Genomic DNA, 17,068 nt, shown 5'->3' on the forward strand with positions numbered 1-17,068 from the left:
GCCCTACCCGGCCTGTCTGTCAGCCCATCAGCAACAACGATTACTTCGCTTTTGCGACCTCTTCACCCACGAGACCAATTTTCAGGTAACCCGCCTGGTGCAGCGTATCCATCACTTTCATCATTGTTTCATAATCAACGGTTTTATCCGCACGGAAGAAGATCGTCGTGTCTTTCTTCCCTTCGGTTAACGCGTTCAGCTCGCCGATCATGGTTTCATCCGTTACCTGATCGTTGCCGATAAACATGCTGTTGTCGGCCTTCACGGACAGATAAACCGGTTTTTCCGGGCGCGGCTGCGGGGTGCTGGTGGACGCAGGAAGATTCACCTTCACGTCCACCGTTGCCAGCGGCGCGGCCACCATAAAGATAATCAGCAGAACCAGCATGACGTCGATAAACGGCGTCACGTTGATTTCATGCATTTCACCGTTATCGTCCAGATTTTCATTAAGACGCATTGCCATGGAACATTATCCTACACGTAATTTCTGCGCGGTACGTACCGGCTGAGCGGAAGCGCTCGCGTTCAGATCCAGATCGCGGCTTTGCAGCAACAGAATCTGTGCTGCCACGTCGCCCAGCGTCGCTTTGTAGCTGCCGATCTGACGTGCGAAAATATTGTAAATCACGACCGCAGGAATTGCCGCGACCAGGCCGATCGCCGTAGCCAGCAACGCTTCCGCGATACCCGGCGCGACAACCGCGAGGTTGGTGGTCTGGGTTTGCGCGATGCCGATGAAGCTGTTCATGATGCCCCATACCGTACCAAACAGACCGACAAACGGAGAGATGGCGCCGATGGTCGCCAGGTAGCCATTGCCGCGTCCCATATGACGGCCAACCGCCGCTACGCGACGCTCCAGGCGGAACCCGGTACGCTCTTTAATACCTTCGTTGTCTTCACTGCCTTCCGACAGTTCCAGCTCGTTCTGCGCTTCATAGAGCAACTGTGAGCTTAAACTTTTTGCCGCGAATGAGGAGGCAATATTGCTGGCCTGGTCTAAAGAACGCGCTTCAGCCAGCTGCTGTTGTTCACGCTTGAGCCGACGCTTCTGCGTAAAGAACTCAAGACTCTTACTGAAGAAGATAGCCCAGGTGACTACTGACGCCAGAATCAGACCAATCATCACGCACTTAACCACGATATCGGCGTGCTGATACATACCCCAGACGGAGAGATCCGTCTGCATCAAATTATTACCCACTCTGTATCTCCAGGACGCAAATCACAAATTCTGAGCGTAATAATATCAAAACGACGTCGAATTGATAGTCGTTCTCATTACTATTTACATAGTGCCGCACCTTTGGTTTCTTTTCCTTGCGCTTACGCAGTAAAAAAGTCACCAGATGTCATTTTGAGAAAATTTTCTGCTTTATGCCGATTCTTCAGGATGCGTCACTCATCATTCATGATAGTTTAGACATCCAGACGTATAAAAATGGGTACTCCAACATGGCAGAAAAACATCTTGAAACCAAACTGGTGAGCGCAGGACGCAGCAAAAAATACACGCTGGGATCGGTGAACAGCGTCATTCAGCGCGCCTCCTCGCTGGTATTTGACACCGTAGAAGCCAAAAAGTACGCCACCCGCAACCGCGCCAATGGCGAGCTTTTCTATGGCCGTCGCGGAACGCTAACCCATTTTTCGCTACAGGAAGCCATGTGCGAACTGGAAGGCGGCGCCGGATGCGCACTCTTCCCCTGCGGCGCGGCGGCTGTCGCCAACACGATTCTGGCCTTTGTGGAACAGGGCGATCACGTCCTGATGACCAACACCGCTTATGAACCCAGTCAGGATTTTTGCACCAAAGTTCTCGCCAGACTCGGCGTGACGACCGGCTGGTTTGATCCGCTGGTCGGCGCGGATATCGTGAAGCATATTCAGCCCAATACGAAAGTAGTGTTTCTCGAATCTCCTGGCTCCATCACGATGGAAGTGCATGACATCCCGGCGATTGTCGGCGCGGTAAGACGCGTTGCGCCAGACGCCGTCATTATGATTGATAACACCTGGGCGGCGGGCGTGCTGTTTAAAGCGCTGGATTTCGGGATCGATATCTCCATCCAGGCAGGAACGAAATACCTGATTGGTCACTCGGATGCGATGGTCGGCACCGCCGTGTCTAATGCGCGTTGTTGGGAGCAATTGCGCGAAAACGCCTATCTGATGGGGCAAATGCTGGACGCGGATACCGCTTATATGACCAGCCGTGGGCTACGTACGCTGGGCGTGCGCTTGCGCCAGCATCATGAAAGCAGCCTGAAAGTCGCCGAGTGGCTGGCGAATCACCCTCAGGTCGCCCGCGTTAATCATCCCGCCCTTCCTGGCAGCAAAGGCCACGAATTCTGGAAGCGCGATTTCACGGGCAGTAGCGGGTTGTTCTCGTTTGTGCTGAATAAAAGGCTGAGTAATGAGGCGCTTTCCGCTTATCTGGATAATTTCAGCTTGTTCAGCATGGCTTACTCCTGGGGCGGCTTTGAATCCTTAATTCTGCCTAACCAGCCGGAACATATCGCCGCCATTCGTCCCGAAGGCGACGTTGATTTCACCGGCACGCTGATCCGTTTGCACATCGGTTTAGAGAATGTTGACGATCTGATTGCAGATTTAGCCGCAGGATTCACGCGTATTGTGTAAAGTTTCCGGTCATGGACAGAATTGCAGACACTCCGGGCAGAAAAGTCTGCATTTGTTGCGTCCGGGATCAAGGCATCCCGGGCAATTCAGGAGTACAATAGCCCCATAAACGCGGTTCCACAGGAAAGTCCATGGCTGTCATTCAAGATATTATCGCTGCGCTCTGGCAACACGATTTTGCCGCGCTGGCGGACCCACACGTTGTTAGCGTTGTCTACTTTGTGATGTTTGCCACACTATTTTTAGAAAACGGCCTGCTCCCGGCCTCTTTTTTACCCGGAGACAGCCTGCTCTTACTGGCAGGCGCGCTGGTTGCACAAGGTGTCATGGACTTTGTCCCCACGATCCTTATTCTGACGACAGCTGCCAGTCTCGGCTGCTGGCTGAGCTATATTCAGGGGCGCTGGCTGGGAAATACGCAAACGGTAAAAGGCTGGCTGGCGCAGCTTCCCGTTAAATACCATCAGCGCGCGACCTGTATGTTCGACCGGCACGGCCTGCTGGCGCTGCTTGCCGGGCGCTTTCTGGCGTTTGTGCGCACCCTGCTGCCCACAATGGCGGGGATTTCAGGGTTGTCCAGCCGCCGGTTTCAGTTTTTTAACTGGTTGAGCGGGCTGCTGTGGGTCGGCGTGGTGACCAGTTTCGGCTACGCGCTCAGCATGATCCCGTTCGTGAAACGTCATGAAGATCAGGTGATGACGTTTTTGATGATCCTGCCGATTGCCCTGCTGGCCGCCGGTTTGATCGGCACATTATTCGTCGTGATCAAGAAGAAGTATTGCAGCGCCTGATTTGCTGATTGCCGGATGGCGCTCACGCTTATCCGGCTTACACATGATTAGCTTCCCTGCATCATTCTCATTCGTGCCGCATCCTCCCCCGGCGTTACGCCAAAATAGCGTTTGAACTCCCGACTGAACTGCGACGCGCTCTCGTAGCCAACGCGCATCGCAGCGGCGCTGGCTTTCATCCCGTCGTGAATGATCATCATCCGTGCTTTATGCAGACGGTAGGTTTTCAGGTACTGCAACGGCGAGGTACTGGTAACGGATTTAAAATTATGATGGAACGCCGAGACGCTCATGTTGGCTTCCGCCGCCAGTTGCTCAACGTTCAGGTTCTCGGTGTATTTGGTTTCAATCCGCTTCAGCACCCGGCTAATCAGGCTGAAATGGGTCTGGCGGCTGACCAGCGCCAGCAGCGCGCCGCCACGCGGCCCCATCAGAACGTGATACAGAATTTCGCGAATAATCTGTTTCCCCAGAATGCGCGCATCCAGCGGCCTTTCCATCACATCTAACAGGCGTTCCGCCGCACAAAGAATGTCATCCGACAGCGTGGCGGAGTTAATCCCGCTTGCCGCCATCGACGGTTGAAACAGATCGTCCTCGCCAATGTCCATCAGCAACTCCTGCAATTGCAGGATATCAACATTCAGACGAATCCCCGCGAGCGGTACTTCCGGCGTCGCATAAGTTTCACATTCAAAGGGTAAAGGTACTGTCAGCAGCAGATATTCATTGGCATCGTACTGAAATACGCGTTCATTGATATAACCGATCTTATGCCCCGAAAAGAGAAATATGATGCCAGGCTGATACATCACAGGCGTGCGCGACCCCGGCTCCGTGCCGTAGAGCAGACGCACGTCGGGCAGGCAGTCATTCAGGTTATTTTGATTGTTTATCAGCTGCTTAATTTTATCTGTCAGCAACAGGCAGATGGCTTCACGGTTCATGGCGCGCTTTTTTCTCATCGGTTTACGACGCGTTGATTGTGCGCAAATTTATCTTTTTTCTCCAGCGCTCTGGAGAAATGGGCAAGACATTGGCAGAAATGAGCATTGAGAGGAAGGCGGCTGGCGACCACAATGTTCACCATCAGGCAGACATTCGCCTGCCCACTTTTTTACCCACATAAGGGAACGAGCAATGAACAACTTTAATCTGCATACCCCAACCCGCATTCTGTTTGGTAAAGGCGCGATTGCCGATCTGCGCGATCAAATCCCTCAGGGCGCCCGCGTATTGATCACCTACGGCGGCGGTAGCGTGAAAAAGACCGGCGTACTGGATCAGGTACATGACGCGCTGAAAGGTCTGGACGTGCTGGAATTTGGCGGCATCGAGCCAAACCCGTCTTATGAAACGCTGATGAACGCCGTCAACATTGTACGTGATGAGAAAGTGACGTTCCTGCTGGCGGTCGGCGGCGGTTCCGTGCTGGATGGCACTAAATTTATCGCGGCGGCGGCGCAATATGACGAAGGCGTGGACCCGTGGCGCATTCTGGAAACCCGTGGCAACGACGTGAAAAGCGCCGTACCGATGGGATCGGTGCTGACGTTGCCGGCAACGGGTTCAGAATCTAACTCCGGGGCGGTGATTTCCCGTAAAACCACCGGCGATAAGCTGGCCTTTATGACACCGTTCGTCCAACCCGTGTTTGCGGTGCTCGATCCGGTTTATACCTACACCCTGCCGCCGCGCCAGGTTGCTAACGGCGTTGTGGATGCATTCGTTCACACCGTTGAGCAGTATGTCACTTACCCGGTTGACGGAAAAATTCAGGATCGCTTCGCCGAAGGTATCCTGCTGACGCTTGTCGAAGAAGGCCCGAAAGCGCTGAAAGAGCCGGAAAACTACGATGTCCGCGCCAACGTAATGTGGGCGGCCACTCAGGCGCTGAACGGTCTGATCGGCGCGGGCGTCCCGCAGGACTGGGCAACGCATATGCTGGGTCATGAGCTGACGGCGATGCACGGCCTTGATCACGCGCAGACGCTGGCTATCGTCCTGCCTGCGCTGTGGAATGAAAAACGCGATACCAAACGCGCCAAACTGTTGCAGTACGCAGAGCGAGTCTGGAATCTCACCGACGGTTCCGACGATGCGCGTATTGATGCCGCCATCGCCGCCACCCGCCGCTTCTTTGAACAAATGGGCGTACCGACTCGCCTGTCTGATTACGGTCTGGACGGCAGTTCCATTCCGGCATTGCTGGCAAAACTGGAAGCGCACGGCGGTACAAATCTGGGTGAACATCAGGACATTACGCTGGATGTCAGCCGTCGGATTTACGAAGCGGCTCGCTAAGGTTTTTTCGCCTCTGGCTTTCGTTTTTGGACATTTCGTCCAGACTTAAGTCACACAACCTCACCGGAGTTTGCTCCGGTGAGATCGCATAAAGGAGGAACGCATGGCTAATCCAACCGTTATCAAGCTACAGGATGGCAACGTAATGCCACAACTGGGCCTGGGAGTCTGGAAGGCAAGCAACGAGGAAGCAATTTCCGCCATTCATAAGGCGCTGGAAGTGGGATATCGCTCCATTGATACCGCTGCGGCGTACAAGAATGAAGAAGGCGTCGGAAAAGCGTTAAAAGATGCCGGTATCGACCGGGAAGAGCTGTTTATTACCACCAAACTGTGGAATGACGATCAGAAACGCCCTCGAGAAGCCTTGCAGGAAAGCCTGGATAAGCTCCAGTTGGATCACCTCGATCTCTATCTGATGCACTGGCCCGTTCCGGCTATCGACCATTATGTTGACGCCTGGGAAGGGATGATTGAACTGCAAAGAGAAGGACTGGTGAAAAGCATCGGCGTGTGTAACTTCCAGGTAAACCACCTCCAGCGTCTGATCGATGAAACCGGCGTTACACCGGTGATCAACCAGATCGAATTGCATCCGCTGATGCAACAGCGTCAGCTGCATGCCTGGAATGCGACGCACAAGATCCAGACCGAGTCCTGGAGCCCGCTGGCGCAAGGCGGCGCAGGCGTTTTCGATCAGAAAATCATTCGCGATCTGGCGGATAAGTACGGTAAATCTCCGGCGCAAATTGTGATCCGCTGGCATCTGGATAACGGGCTGGTGGTGATCCCTAAATCCGTCACCCCTTCACGTATTGCGGAAAACTTCGACGTCTGGGATTTCCGTCTCGACAAAGACGAATTAAGCGAAGTGGCCAAACTTGACCAGGGTAAACGCCTGGGGCCGGACCCGGATCAGTTCGGCGGCTAACCTTCCTTTCCGGCCCGACATTTCTGTCGGGCTTTTTGACTACCTGGCGGGTTTGGTAGAAAGTGTTGAGTCTGTACGCGACGCAAATTGTGAACTCAGCAACGGAGAAAAGGAATGAGCTGTATTTTTTGCCAAATCGTTGAGGGTAAAGCCCCCTGCCATAAGATCTGGGAAGACGAGCATCATCTGGCCTTCCTCTCCATCTTCCCGAACACCGACGGTTTTACGGTGGTGATCCCGAAGAAGCATTATCCCAGCTATGCGTTCGACTTGCCGCCGCAGGCGCTGGCCGATCTGATGCTTGCCACCCAAAAAGTGGCGAAAAAGCTGGATAACGCCTTCCCGGACGTGGGACGTACGGGAATGTTTTTTGAAGGATTTGGCGTGGATCATGTGCACAGCAAGCTCAGCCCGATGCACGGCACCGCTAACCTGAACGAATGGAAGCCTATTGAATCGCGGCAGGCGAAATTCTTTGAACAGTACGAAGGCTATTTGTCATCGCATGACCACGAGCGAGCGGATGACGAAAAACTGGCAGCGCTGGCCGCCAGAATTCGTGAAGCGAACGCGTAATCCGTCCGTTTGCCGGATAGCGGTGCAGGCACCTTATCCGGCAAACAGCTAACGGGTTTAACGTCCGGCTACCTTGCTGCGTTTTTTATTGCCCGCAGGCGTCTGACGCTGATGCGCCACTGGCGTATGCTTAGTCAACGCCGGGCGCGTGTTGCGGTTCTGACGACGGGCTTCACGCATCTCGTCCAGCGTAGGCGCCGGAACCAGACACTCGCGACGACTGCCAATCAGATGCTTTTTCCCCATCTCTTCCAGCGCCTGGCGAATCAGCGGCCAGTTCGCCGGATCGTGGTAACGCAGCAGCGCTTTATGCAGACGACGCTGTTTGTCTCCTCTCGGCACCACCACGTCTTCACTCTTATAGCCAATTTTACTCAGCGGGTTTTTCCCGGTGTAATACATAGTCGTTGAGTTCGCCAGCGGCGACGGATAGAAGTTCTGCACCTGATCCAGACGGAAGCGATGGCGTTTCAACCACTGTGCCAGATTCACCATATCTTCGTCCCGCGTACCGGGGTGCGCAGAGATAAAATACGGGATCAGGTACTGCTCTTTCCCGGCCTGTTTTGAGTAAAGGTCGAACAGTTCTTTGAAGCGATCATAGCTGCCCATGCCCGGCTTCATCATCTTCGACAGCGGCCCTTCTTCGGTATGCTCCGGCGCAATCTTCAGATAGCCGCCCACATGATGGCTCGCCAGCTCTTTGATATAACGCGGATCTTCAACGGCAATGTCGTAACGCACGCCGGAGGCGATCAGGATCTTCTTGATGCCTTTCAGATCGCGGGCGCGGCGATAGAGGTTGATCGTCGGCTCATGGTTGGTATCCATATGCGAGCAGATATCCGGGTACACGCACGACAGGCGGCGGCAGGTTTGTTCCGCGCGCGGCGACTTACAGCGCAGCATATACATGTTGGCCGTCGGCCCGCCGAGATCGGAAATCACGCCGGTAAAGCCCGGTACGGTATCGCGGATCGCTTCGATCTCATTGATGATCGAATCTTCTGAACGGCTCTGAATAATGCGGCCTTCGTGTTCGGTAATCGAGCAGAACGAGCAGCCGCCGAAACACCCGCGCATGATGTTAATCGAGAAGCGGATCATTTCGTAAGCCGGAATGCGGCTGTCACCGTATGCCGGATGCGGCACGCGCTTATACGGCAGCGCAAAAACGCTGTCCATCTCTTCGGTAGAGAGCGGAATGGCGGGCGGGTTGATCCAGATATAGCGATCGCCATGCTTTTGCATCAGCGCACGCGCGCAGCCAGGGTTGGTTTCGTGATGCAGAATACGCGACGCGTGCGCATACAATACCTTATCGCCCTTCACCTTCTCAAAGGACGGCAGCAGCACGTAGGTTTTCTCCCACGGCTTCGGACGCGGCGGCTGAACGGTCACGGCTTTGGCTTCCTGCTTTTTCGGCGCAACCGGTTTGTTATCCGCGCACGGCAGATCTTCACCATACGGATGGGGGATCGGATCAATTTTCCCTGGCGTATCCAGACGCGTGGAATCAACCCCACTCCAGCCCGGCAGGGCTTCTTTAACAATAATCGCGGTGTTACGCACATCGCGGATCTGGCCGATCGGCTCCCCCATTGCCAGGCGGTGCGCAACTTCAACCAGCGGGCGCTCGCCGTTGCCGAACATCAGCATATCGGCTTTCGCATCCACCAGCACCGAGCGGCGTACGGTATCAGACCAGTAATCATAGTGCGCGGTACGACGCAGGCTGGCTTCAATACCGCCGAGGATCACCGGCACGTCTTTCCAGGCCTCTTTACAGCGCTGGGTATAGACCAGCGTCGCACGATCCGGGCGCTTGCCCGCCACGTTATCCGGCGTATAGGCGTCGTCATGGCGCAGTCGGCGATCGGCGGTATAACGGTTGATCATCGAGTCCATGTTGCCCGCAGTGACGCCGAAAAACAGATTCGGTTTCCCCAGACGCATAAAATCATCTTTGCTGTTCCAGTCCGGCTGGGCAATGATGCCGACACGGAAACCCTGCGCTTCCAGCATACGACCGCAAATCGCCATCCCAAAGCTCGGATGATCGACATACGCATCACCGGTAACCAGAATAATGTCGCAGCTATCCCAGCCAAGTTGATCCATTTCGTCGCGTGACATCGGCAAAAAAGGCGCGGGACCAAAACAGGCCGCCCAGTATTGAGGCCAGGAGAAAAGATCTCTGTCTGGCTGGATCAGGGATATTGCGCTCATAATGCTTCCAAAAAAATGGTAAAAAAATAATCAAAGGCCGGGGATTATATGCCGGAACGAAAGAGAAGGGTATTCACTTCTCGCCCTTGCGGGCGAGGGAAGATTTACGGCGCCGGGTTCACCAGCATTTGTCCGATAGACCCCCGGTCGGCCATTTCCAGCGTCTGGCTGTTGAAGTAGAACGGGAAGTGCGCCCAGGAAGGCTGTCCGTAATAAACCAGCAATTCCACCTGCCCGTCCACCCATACCGTATCTTTCCAGCCCCGATCTTCCGGGAACGGCATGGCGCCATTGACGTTGCGGATCAGGAAAGAGACACCCTCAATATGGAAAGGCTGCGGCATATCGGCGCGAACGGTCCAGCGCTCCCAGGAACCTTGCTGGGCGGTGATATCAATGCGGTTGACGTCCCACAATTGCCCGTTGATGCCGGGATCATCCCCGAGGCTGATATCCCGACTGCGAATCGGCGCGCCGCTGACAATCTCCGTTGGCAATAAACGCATCGGCAGGCTGTCAGTCACCAGCGGCAGCAACCCGGTTGGCCGTAAGGTCAGCACCAGCGTAGAGACCAGAATGCTGGAAGGTTCAAAGAAGCCACGGATGCGATCGACAATACTGGCCGCTTCCCCGCAGGTGATCGACACCTCATCGCCATTGGTCATATCGACCAGAATTTCCCGGCGTTCACCGGGCGCCAGCGACAGTTGTTTGACGGACACCGGCGCGGGTAAAAGGCCCTGATCGCCAGAAATAACATGCAGCGCGCGACCGTCGCTCATTTGCAACTGGTAACGGCGAGAGTTTGACGCATTCAGCAAGCGCAGGCGTACCCAGCCGCGGGAAACTTCCACGTAAGGACTTTGCGCGCCGTTGACCAGCAGCGTATCGCCAACAAACCCGCCGCTGCCCGGTTCGCTGTACTCCGGCGTACCGAAATTATCCAGCCGCTTATCCTGGATAATGATCGGGAAATCATCCACGCCGTAATGATTGGGGATCGGCAGCGATTTGCTGACCTCATCCTCGATCAGCCACATCCCGGCAAGGCCGTTATAGACCTGCTGCGCGGTACGGTTTGGCGTATTGGCGTGATACCACAGCACGGCGGCGTTCTGACGAATCGGCAATACCGGCGCCCAGTCAGCGTTGGGCGACATCATCCGCGCAGGGCCGCCCATCAGCGGCCCCGGCACCTGCAATCCGCTGACGGTCATGGAGACATTTTCAGTCAGGCGGTTGCTGTAGATGAGCTTAACGTCATCCCCTTTCCAGACGCGAATCGTCGGCCCCAGGTAACGCCCGTTAATCCCCCAGACGGGCGCGCGCGTACCCTGCGTAAAGGACCAGTGCGCGCGCTGCAACGTCATAAACAACGGCTGCCCGCGACGGGACTCCAGCAGCGGCGGAACGGGCAGAGGCTGCTGCTGACCGGCTGCATTAGCCTTCAGCGGAACGGCACCGGCACACAGTGCGATCCCCGAAGCCTGAATGAACTGACGCCGACTGAGTGACATATAAGCTCCATTTAAAACAGACAAAGAGTGCGCAGGAAGTCGTTTCCCACAAAAACGCGATCACACTGATTCAGACTTTGCCGGTCGCTTCGCGCTCTGCAATTTCCTGATCGAGTTCTGCAATTTTTTGTTCCATCAACGAGCGGCAATGCGCCGCCAGTTCACGAACCTGATCCTTACCAAACTGGCTGATGTCCACCGGCGGCAGCATCTCTACAATCACCAGACCGTTATTCAGTCGGTTAAGCTTAATTTTATTCGATGTATTGGAAACACACACTGGAATCACCGGAACACCGGCGGCGATAGCGGCATGAAAGGCGCCGGTTTTAAACGGCAGCAGGCCACGGCCACGGCTGCGCGTTCCTTCCGGGAACATCCAGATAGAGATACGGCGCTTTTTAAAATGGCTCACCACTTCCGCGATTGTGCCGTGCGCTTTGGCACGATTATTTCGGTCAATCAACAAGTTACCGGTTAACCAGTACAGCTGGCCAAAAAACGGGATCCAGACCAGGCTCTTTTTGCCGACCGTCACCGTAGGCGGTTGCACAATGTTGGCTGCCGTCACCATATCGTAGTTGTTCTGATGGTTAGCGATATAGATAGCGTTGCCATAGCTTTCGGCATCAGCAGGCTTACGGCACTCCACCTTCAGGCCATAAAGCGGCGCCAGACGGCCAAACATATGGCCAAACGTCGCGACGTGCTTCGGGTTACGCGGGCTGAAAAGGCAGTAGATCGAACCGAAAATGCAGACAAGAATGCAGTAAATAACGGTAATGATTAGACGAAAGATATATAGCATAACAACCTCTGAAGGCCTAAGAGCGTCGCATTCTACGTCACCTGATATCAGGTTAGGGCTTTGTTAAGAGCGGCTCTCTGGAAAAGCGTATTGTTAATCGCAATGCGCGAATAAACAACGGTTTTACGGGAAATTTTATTGTTAATCCGGCCTGACAGCATCGTTAAAACCGCAGGCCGGACAAGGCGTTTACGCCGCCATCCGGCACAATGAGATGGCCTGATGGCGCTTAAAATCGCCTTATTCTTCGCTGTCGCCGTCGCGGGCGCGTCGTGGCGAGTCAATCTCAATACGATCGATGCGCTGCAAACCGCGCATCAGCGTACCGCGACGACCGCGCTCGCCGGTCACTTTTTGCAGCTCTTCAGGGCGCAGTTTGATTTTGCGCTTGCCGACATGAATCGTGAGCGTGCTTTGCGGCGGCAGAACGTAGAGCTGGGCCAGCGTATCGTCGCCTCTGGCCGCTTCCGCAGACGGAATGTTGATGATCTTATTCCCTTTCCCCTTCGACAACTGTGGCAGATCGCTGACCGGGAACATCAACATACGCCCGGCGGCGGTGATCGCCAGCAGCATATCGGTTTCATCTTCAATCACCACCGGCGGCATAACGTGCGCGTTTTCCGGCAACGTGATCAGCGCTTTACCCGCGCGGTTGCGGGCCACCAGATCGTTAAAGGTACAGACGAAACCATAGCCGGCGTCCGAAGCCATCAGCAGTTTCTGCTCATCCCCTTCCATCAGCATATGCTCTACGGTCGCGCCCGGCGGCAGCGTCAGTTTGCCGGTCAACGGCTCGCCCTGACCACGCGCCGACGGCAGCGTAATCGGGTCGATGGCGTAGCTGCGCCCGGTCGTGTCGATAAACACCACCGGCTGGTTGCTCTTGCCTTTCGCCGAGGCTTTCCAGCTGTCGCCCGATTTATAGTTCAGACCCTGCGCGTCAATATCATGGCCTTTGGCGCTACGCACCCAGCCCATCTGCGACAGCACGATCGTCACCGGTTCAGACGGCAGCATGTCATGCTCGCTCATCGCTTTAGCTTCTTCACGCTCGCGCAGTGGGGAGCGGCGATCGTCGCCATACGCGTCTGAATCCGCCTGCAACTCTTTCTTCAGCAGGGTGTTCATTTTGCGCTCGGAGGCCAGAATGCCCTGCAATTGATCGCGTTCTTTCGCCAGCTCATCCTGTTCGCCGCGAATCTTCATCTCTTCCAGTTTGGCGAGATGGCGCAGTTTCAGTTCGAGGATGGCTTCGGCCTGGGTTTCCGTGATGCCAAAACGCGACATCAGCGTCGGTTTCGGTTCATCCTCATGGCGGATTATCTCAATCACTTCGTCGATATTGAGAAACGCCACCAGCAAACCTTCCAGAATATGCAGGCGCTTGAGGACTTTCTCCAGACGATAGTTCAGGCGGCGGCGCACGGTATCGCGACGGAACGCCAGCCATTCGGTCAGGATCTCCAGCAGGTTTTTCACCGCCGGGCGACCGTCCAGACCGATCATGTTCAGGTTGATGCGGTAGCTCTTTTCCAGGTCCGTGGTCGCAAACAGGTGGTTCATCACCTGCTCCATATCCACGCGGTTGGAACGCGGCACGATCACCAGACGGGTCGGATTTTCGTGATCGGACTCGTCGCGCAGATCGTCAACCATCGGCAGCTTTTTGTTCCGCATCTGGGCGGCGATCTGCTCCAGTACGCGAGCGCCGGACACCTGGTGCGGCAGCGCGGTAATCACCACCGCGCCATCTTCTTTTTTCCATACCGCGCGCATACGCACGGAGCCGCGACCATTTTCGTAAATCTTACGGATTTCCGCACGGGAGGTGATGATTTCCGCTTCGGTCGGGTAGTCCGGCCCCTGCACGATATCCAGCACCTGCTCAAGCGTTGTTTTCGGCTGCTCAATCAGGGTGATCGCGGCTTTCGCCACTTCGCGCAGGTTATGCGGCGGAATGTCTGTCGCCATCCCAACGGCGATGCCGGTGGTGCCATTGAGCAGAATATTGGGCAGACGCGCAGGCAGCATCTTCGGCTCTTGCAGGGTACCGTCAAAGTTCGGCACCCAGTCCGCCGTCCCCTGACCGAGTTCGCTCAGCAGGACTTCCGCGTATTTCGACAGACGGGATTCGGTATAACGCATCGCCGCGAAGGATTTCGGATCGTCCGGCGCGCCCCAGTTCCCCTGCCCGTCAACCAGTGGGTAACGGTAAGAGAACGGCTGCGCCATCAGCACCATCGCTTCATAACAGGCGCTGTCGCCGTGCGGATGGTATTTACCCAGCACGTCGCCGACGGTACGGGCGGATTTTTTAAATTTGGCGCTGGCGTTCAGCCCCAGTTCAGACATCGCGTACACGATGCGACGCTGAACCGGCTTCAGTCCGTCACCAATAAACGGCAACGCCCTGTCCATGATGACGTACATGGAGTAGTTCAGATAGGCGTTTTCCGTGAATTCATGCAGCGCAAGGCGCTCTGCCATATCGCTCATTAATCGTGGTTCCTCAACTGTTAGCCTGAACAATAACCCAGTATCCGTCAGGCAATATTGCCGCAGATACTACCTTATCTGGCGCGTTGAGTCACAAAGAAAAAGGGCCGCGAGTGCGGCCCTGATGGGGTTTATTTGGCGACTTTGGTGATTTGCTTCACGTCGATTTCAACGGAATTCCAGTCTTTATCCACTTCGCCCTGGATTTCAACCAGGTCCTGCGGCGTTACGGTAACGCCGTTCCAGCGTTTGTGGTCGATATCGACATTCACCGTCCCGGTGGCGTCCTTGAACAGATACAGATCGTCGGAGATACGCTCAACGATGTTACCGCGCAGGGTGACCCAGGCGTCATCACGCATTGATTTCGCGCTTTCTACGGTCGTATTACTCCCGTTCGGACCAACAAACCCACCGCCCTGACTTTGCGTCGCCGTCGGGCCAGAAAATCCACCTTGCTGAGCCGCCAGAACCGGAGCGGAACACAACGCCATTACGGCAACCATTGCAGCCAATTTTTTCATGACTCTCTCTCCCTTTTTACGCTGTTTCGTCTCAATTAAATAAGGTAATCCTTAACAACTTCTTAAGGCAAAAAAAGATACTTTTTTTTCTGTACAACGCGCGCCACGACAGGGTTTACTGGCGAGAGAAAGAGTCACCGCAGGGATGAACATATGCGTATTTTACTGGTAGAAGATGACGCGCTGATTGGCGACGGCATCAAGGCGGGTTTAAGCAAAATGGGATTCAGCGTCGACTGGTTCACCGAAGGTCGTCAGGGTAAAGAAGCGCTCTACAGCGCGCCTTATGATGCGGTGATCCTCGACCTTACGCTACCGGGGATGGACGGACGGGATATCCTGCGCGAATGGCGTGAACAGGGAAAACGCGAACCCGTACTGATTCTGACGGCGCGCGATGCGCTGGCGGAACGCGTGGAGGGGCTGCGTCTGGGAGCGGACGACTATCTGTGCAAACCTTTCGCGCTGATTGAAGTCGCCGCCCGCCTGGAAGCGCTGTTACGCCGCGCTAACGGCCAGGTGAGCAACGAACTGCGCCACGGCCAGGTTACGCTCAATCCCGGTAATCTGGTCGCGACGCTGGCAGGTGAGCCGCTGCCCCTGAAGCCGAAAGAGTTTGCCCTGCTGGAGCTGCTGATGCGCAACGTCGGGCGCGTGTTGCCGCGTAAGCTCATCGAAGAGAAGCTGTATACCTGGGACGAAGATGTCTCCAGCAATACCATTGAGGTACATGTTCATCACTTACGCCGTAAGCTGGGCAGTGATTTTATCCGCACCGTACACGGGATCGGCTACACCCTGGGCAACCCATGAAACTCACACAACGTCTCAGCCTGCGCGTCAGGCTCACGCTTATTTTTCTGATCCTGGCCGCCATCACCTGGGTGGCCTCCAGCTTCGTGGCCTGGAAACAGACGACCGACAACGTCGACGAGCTGTTTGATACCCAGCTCATGCTGTTTGCGAAGCGCCTTATTACTCTGGATGTCAACGAAATCTCGGCGCCTGAACGGATGGCACAGACGCCGAAAAAATTGAAGCATGGTCATGTCGATGACGATGTGCTGGCCTTTGCGGTGTATACCGCCGACGGCAGAATGGTGCTGAACGATGGCGATAATGGCCGGGATATTCCCTACAGCTATCGTCGGGAAGGTTTTGATGACGGATACCTGAATGGCGATGATGATAAATGGCGTTTTGTCTGGCTGACCTCTGCGGATGGCAAGTACCGTATCGTCGTCGCTCAGGAGCTGGAGTACCGCGAGGATATGGCGCTGGCGATTGTCACCGCGCAACTAACGCCGTGGCTGATCGCGCTTCCGCTGATGCTGCTCATCCTGATTGTGCTGCTTAGCCGGGAGCTCAGGCCGCTGAAAAAGCTCGCCCAGGCGCTGCGTTTGCGCTCCCCGGAATCGGAAGAGCCGCTTGACGATAAGGGTGTGCCAAGTGAGGTTCGTCCGTTAGTCGGCGCGCTCAACCAGTTATTTGCCCGTACGCATTCGATGATGGTGCGCGAGCGGCAATTCACGTCGGACGCGGCGCATGAGTTACGCAGCCCGCTCACTGCGCTGAAAGTACAAACCGAGGTGGCGCAGCTCTCGGACGACGACCCGCAGGCGCGTCAAAAAGCGCTCATGCAACTGCATACGGGGATTGAGCGCGCCACGCGCCTGGTGGATCAGCTCTTAACCCTTTCACGGCTCGACTCGCTCGATAACCTGCAAGATGTCGCGGAAGTCTCGCTGGAGGCGCTACTGCAATCCGCCGTAATGGATATCTGGCAACCGGCACAGCAGGCGCATATTGACGTGCGTCTGCACGTTAACGCCCACAACGTCACGCGCACGGGCCAACCGCTGCTGCTCAGCCTGCTGGTGCGCAATTTGCTGGATAACGCCATTCGTTACAGCCCACAGGGCAGTGTGGTGAACGTGACGCTGAATGCCCGGTATTTTACCGTCCGGGATAATGGCCCCGGCGTTTCGCCGGCGGTGCTGGCGCGTATCGGCGAACGATTCTATCGCCCGCCAGGTCAGAGCGTCACCGGCAGTGGTCTGGGTTTGTCGATTGTCCGCCGCATCGCCTCGCTGCATGGGATGAGCGTCTCGTTTGGCAATGCGCCGGAAGGAGGCTTTGAAGCCGTAGTAACCTGGTGATCGCAAGATTATTGCGCAATGAGCAAAAGACTTTGCACATTTTGCTCATTTCACCGGGCCGCTCATCTGCGTAAAATCTGTTTC

At 55.5% G+C, this 17,068-nt stretch carries 15 protein-coding genes; 7 read left to right on the forward strand and 8 right to left on the reverse strand.

Features of this window, described 5'->3' with window-relative positions; translation table 11 throughout:
* Window positions 1–40: 40 nt before the first annotated feature.
* Together exbD and exbB are read right to left on the reverse strand one after the other, a co-directional pair.
* Complete coding sequence (exbD, locus tag OGV67_RS14610; RefSeq protein WP_012135139.1) at window positions 41–466, reverse strand: TonB system transport protein ExbD; 426 nt, start codon at window positions 464–466, stop codon at window positions 41–43.
* A 6-nt stretch (window positions 467–472) separates the two neighbouring features.
* Window positions 473–1,207 carry a tol-pal system-associated acyl-CoA thioesterase gene (gene exbB, locus OGV67_RS14615; protein WP_071257847.1) on the reverse strand — a complete coding sequence of 245 codons (735 nt, stop codon included), beginning with the start codon at window positions 1,205–1,207 and terminating at the stop codon, window positions 473–475.
* Between the two features lie 251 nt (window positions 1,208–1,458).
* Between exbB and metC the strand changes: the two genes are divergently transcribed.
* Window positions 1,459–2,646 (forward strand): cystathionine beta-lyase, encoded by a 1,188-nt coding sequence (metC, locus tag OGV67_RS14620; RefSeq protein WP_115615318.1) that lies wholly within the window; start codon window positions 1,459–1,461, stop codon window positions 2,644–2,646.
* Between the two features lie 131 nt (window positions 2,647–2,777).
* Window positions 2,778–3,437 carry a DedA family general envelope maintenance protein YghB gene (gene yghB, locus OGV67_RS14625; protein WP_012135142.1) on the forward strand — a complete coding sequence of 220 codons (660 nt, stop codon included), beginning with the start codon at window positions 2,778–2,780 and terminating at the stop codon, window positions 3,435–3,437.
* Window positions 3,438–3,484: 47 nt separating this feature from the next.
* On the opposite strand, the gene OGV67_RS14630 is transcribed toward yghB, so the two are convergent.
* Window positions 3,485–4,384 carry an AraC family transcriptional regulator gene (locus OGV67_RS14630; protein ID WP_024130956.1) on the reverse strand — a complete coding sequence of 300 codons (900 nt, stop codon included), beginning with the start codon at window positions 4,382–4,384 and terminating at the stop codon, window positions 3,485–3,487.
* Window positions 4,385–4,577: 193 nt separating this feature from the next.
* Here OGV67_RS14630 and yqhD point away from each other — a divergent pair, with 193 nt between their 5' ends.
* The 3 genes from yqhD (at window position 4,578) to OGV67_RS14645 (ending at window position 7,248) form a co-directional block, all read left to right on the forward strand.
* Window positions 4,578–5,741, forward strand: coding sequence for an alcohol dehydrogenase (yqhD, locus tag OGV67_RS14635; RefSeq protein ID WP_115614412.1), 1,164 nt, complete (start codon window positions 4,578–4,580; stop codon window positions 5,739–5,741).
* A gap of 103 nt (window positions 5,742–5,844) precedes the next feature.
* Entirely contained in the window at window positions 5,845–6,672 is an 828-nt protein-coding gene (gene dkgA / locus OGV67_RS14640; RefSeq protein ID WP_012135146.1) for a 2,5-didehydrogluconate reductase DkgA, read from the forward strand.
* A gap of 114 nt (window positions 6,673–6,786) precedes the next feature.
* Window positions 6,787–7,248, forward strand: a complete 462-nt coding sequence (locus OGV67_RS14645; RefSeq protein WP_049009960.1) for an HIT family protein — start codon at window positions 6,787–6,789, stop codon at window positions 7,246–7,248.
* A 57-nt stretch (window positions 7,249–7,305) separates the two neighbouring features.
* On the opposite strand, the gene OGV67_RS14650 is transcribed toward OGV67_RS14645, so the two are convergent.
* From OGV67_RS14650 to OGV67_RS14670, 5 genes are all read right to left on the reverse strand, one after another.
* Window positions 7,306–9,477, reverse strand: a complete 2,172-nt coding sequence (locus tag OGV67_RS14650) for a YgiQ family radical SAM protein (protein WP_115614411.1) — start codon at window positions 9,475–9,477, stop codon at window positions 7,306–7,308.
* Between the two features lie 104 nt (window positions 9,478–9,581).
* Window positions 9,582–10,994 (reverse strand): cell division protein FtsP, encoded by a 1,413-nt coding sequence (gene ftsP / locus OGV67_RS14655; protein WP_012135149.1) that lies wholly within the window; start codon window positions 10,992–10,994, stop codon window positions 9,582–9,584.
* A gap of 70 nt (window positions 10,995–11,064) precedes the next feature.
* On the reverse strand, window positions 11,065–11,802 hold the full coding sequence (gene plsC, locus OGV67_RS14660; protein WP_047461176.1) for a 1-acylglycerol-3-phosphate O-acyltransferase: 738 nt from the start codon (window positions 11,800–11,802) through the stop codon (window positions 11,065–11,067).
* Between the two features lie 240 nt (window positions 11,803–12,042).
* Window positions 12,043–14,301, reverse strand: coding sequence for a DNA topoisomerase IV subunit A (gene parC / locus OGV67_RS14665; protein WP_115614410.1), 2,259 nt, complete (start codon window positions 14,299–14,301; stop codon window positions 12,043–12,045).
* A 131-nt stretch (window positions 14,302–14,432) separates the two neighbouring features.
* Window positions 14,433–14,825, reverse strand: coding sequence for a YgiW/YdeI family stress tolerance OB fold protein (locus OGV67_RS14670; protein WP_012135152.1), 393 nt, complete (start codon window positions 14,823–14,825; stop codon window positions 14,433–14,435).
* A gap of 153 nt (window positions 14,826–14,978) precedes the next feature.
* Here OGV67_RS14670 and qseB point away from each other — a divergent pair, with 153 nt between their 5' ends.
* Entirely contained in the window at window positions 14,979–15,638 is a 660-nt protein-coding gene (qseB, locus tag OGV67_RS14675) for a quorum sensing response regulator transcription factor QseB (RefSeq protein WP_049009957.1), read from the forward strand.
* On the forward strand, window positions 15,635–16,984 hold the full coding sequence (gene qseC / locus OGV67_RS14680) for a quorum sensing histidine kinase QseC (RefSeq protein ID WP_049009955.1): 1,350 nt from the start codon (window positions 15,635–15,637) through the stop codon (window positions 16,982–16,984). Before qseB ends, qseC begins: the two co-directional genes overlap by 4 nt.
* Window positions 16,985–17,068 lie beyond the last annotated feature (84 nt).

Origin of the sequence: Citrobacter sp. CK188, assembly GCF_030333525.1 — a bacterium.
GTDB lineage: Bacteria > Pseudomonadota > Gammaproteobacteria > Enterobacterales > Enterobacteriaceae > Citrobacter_B > Citrobacter_B koseri.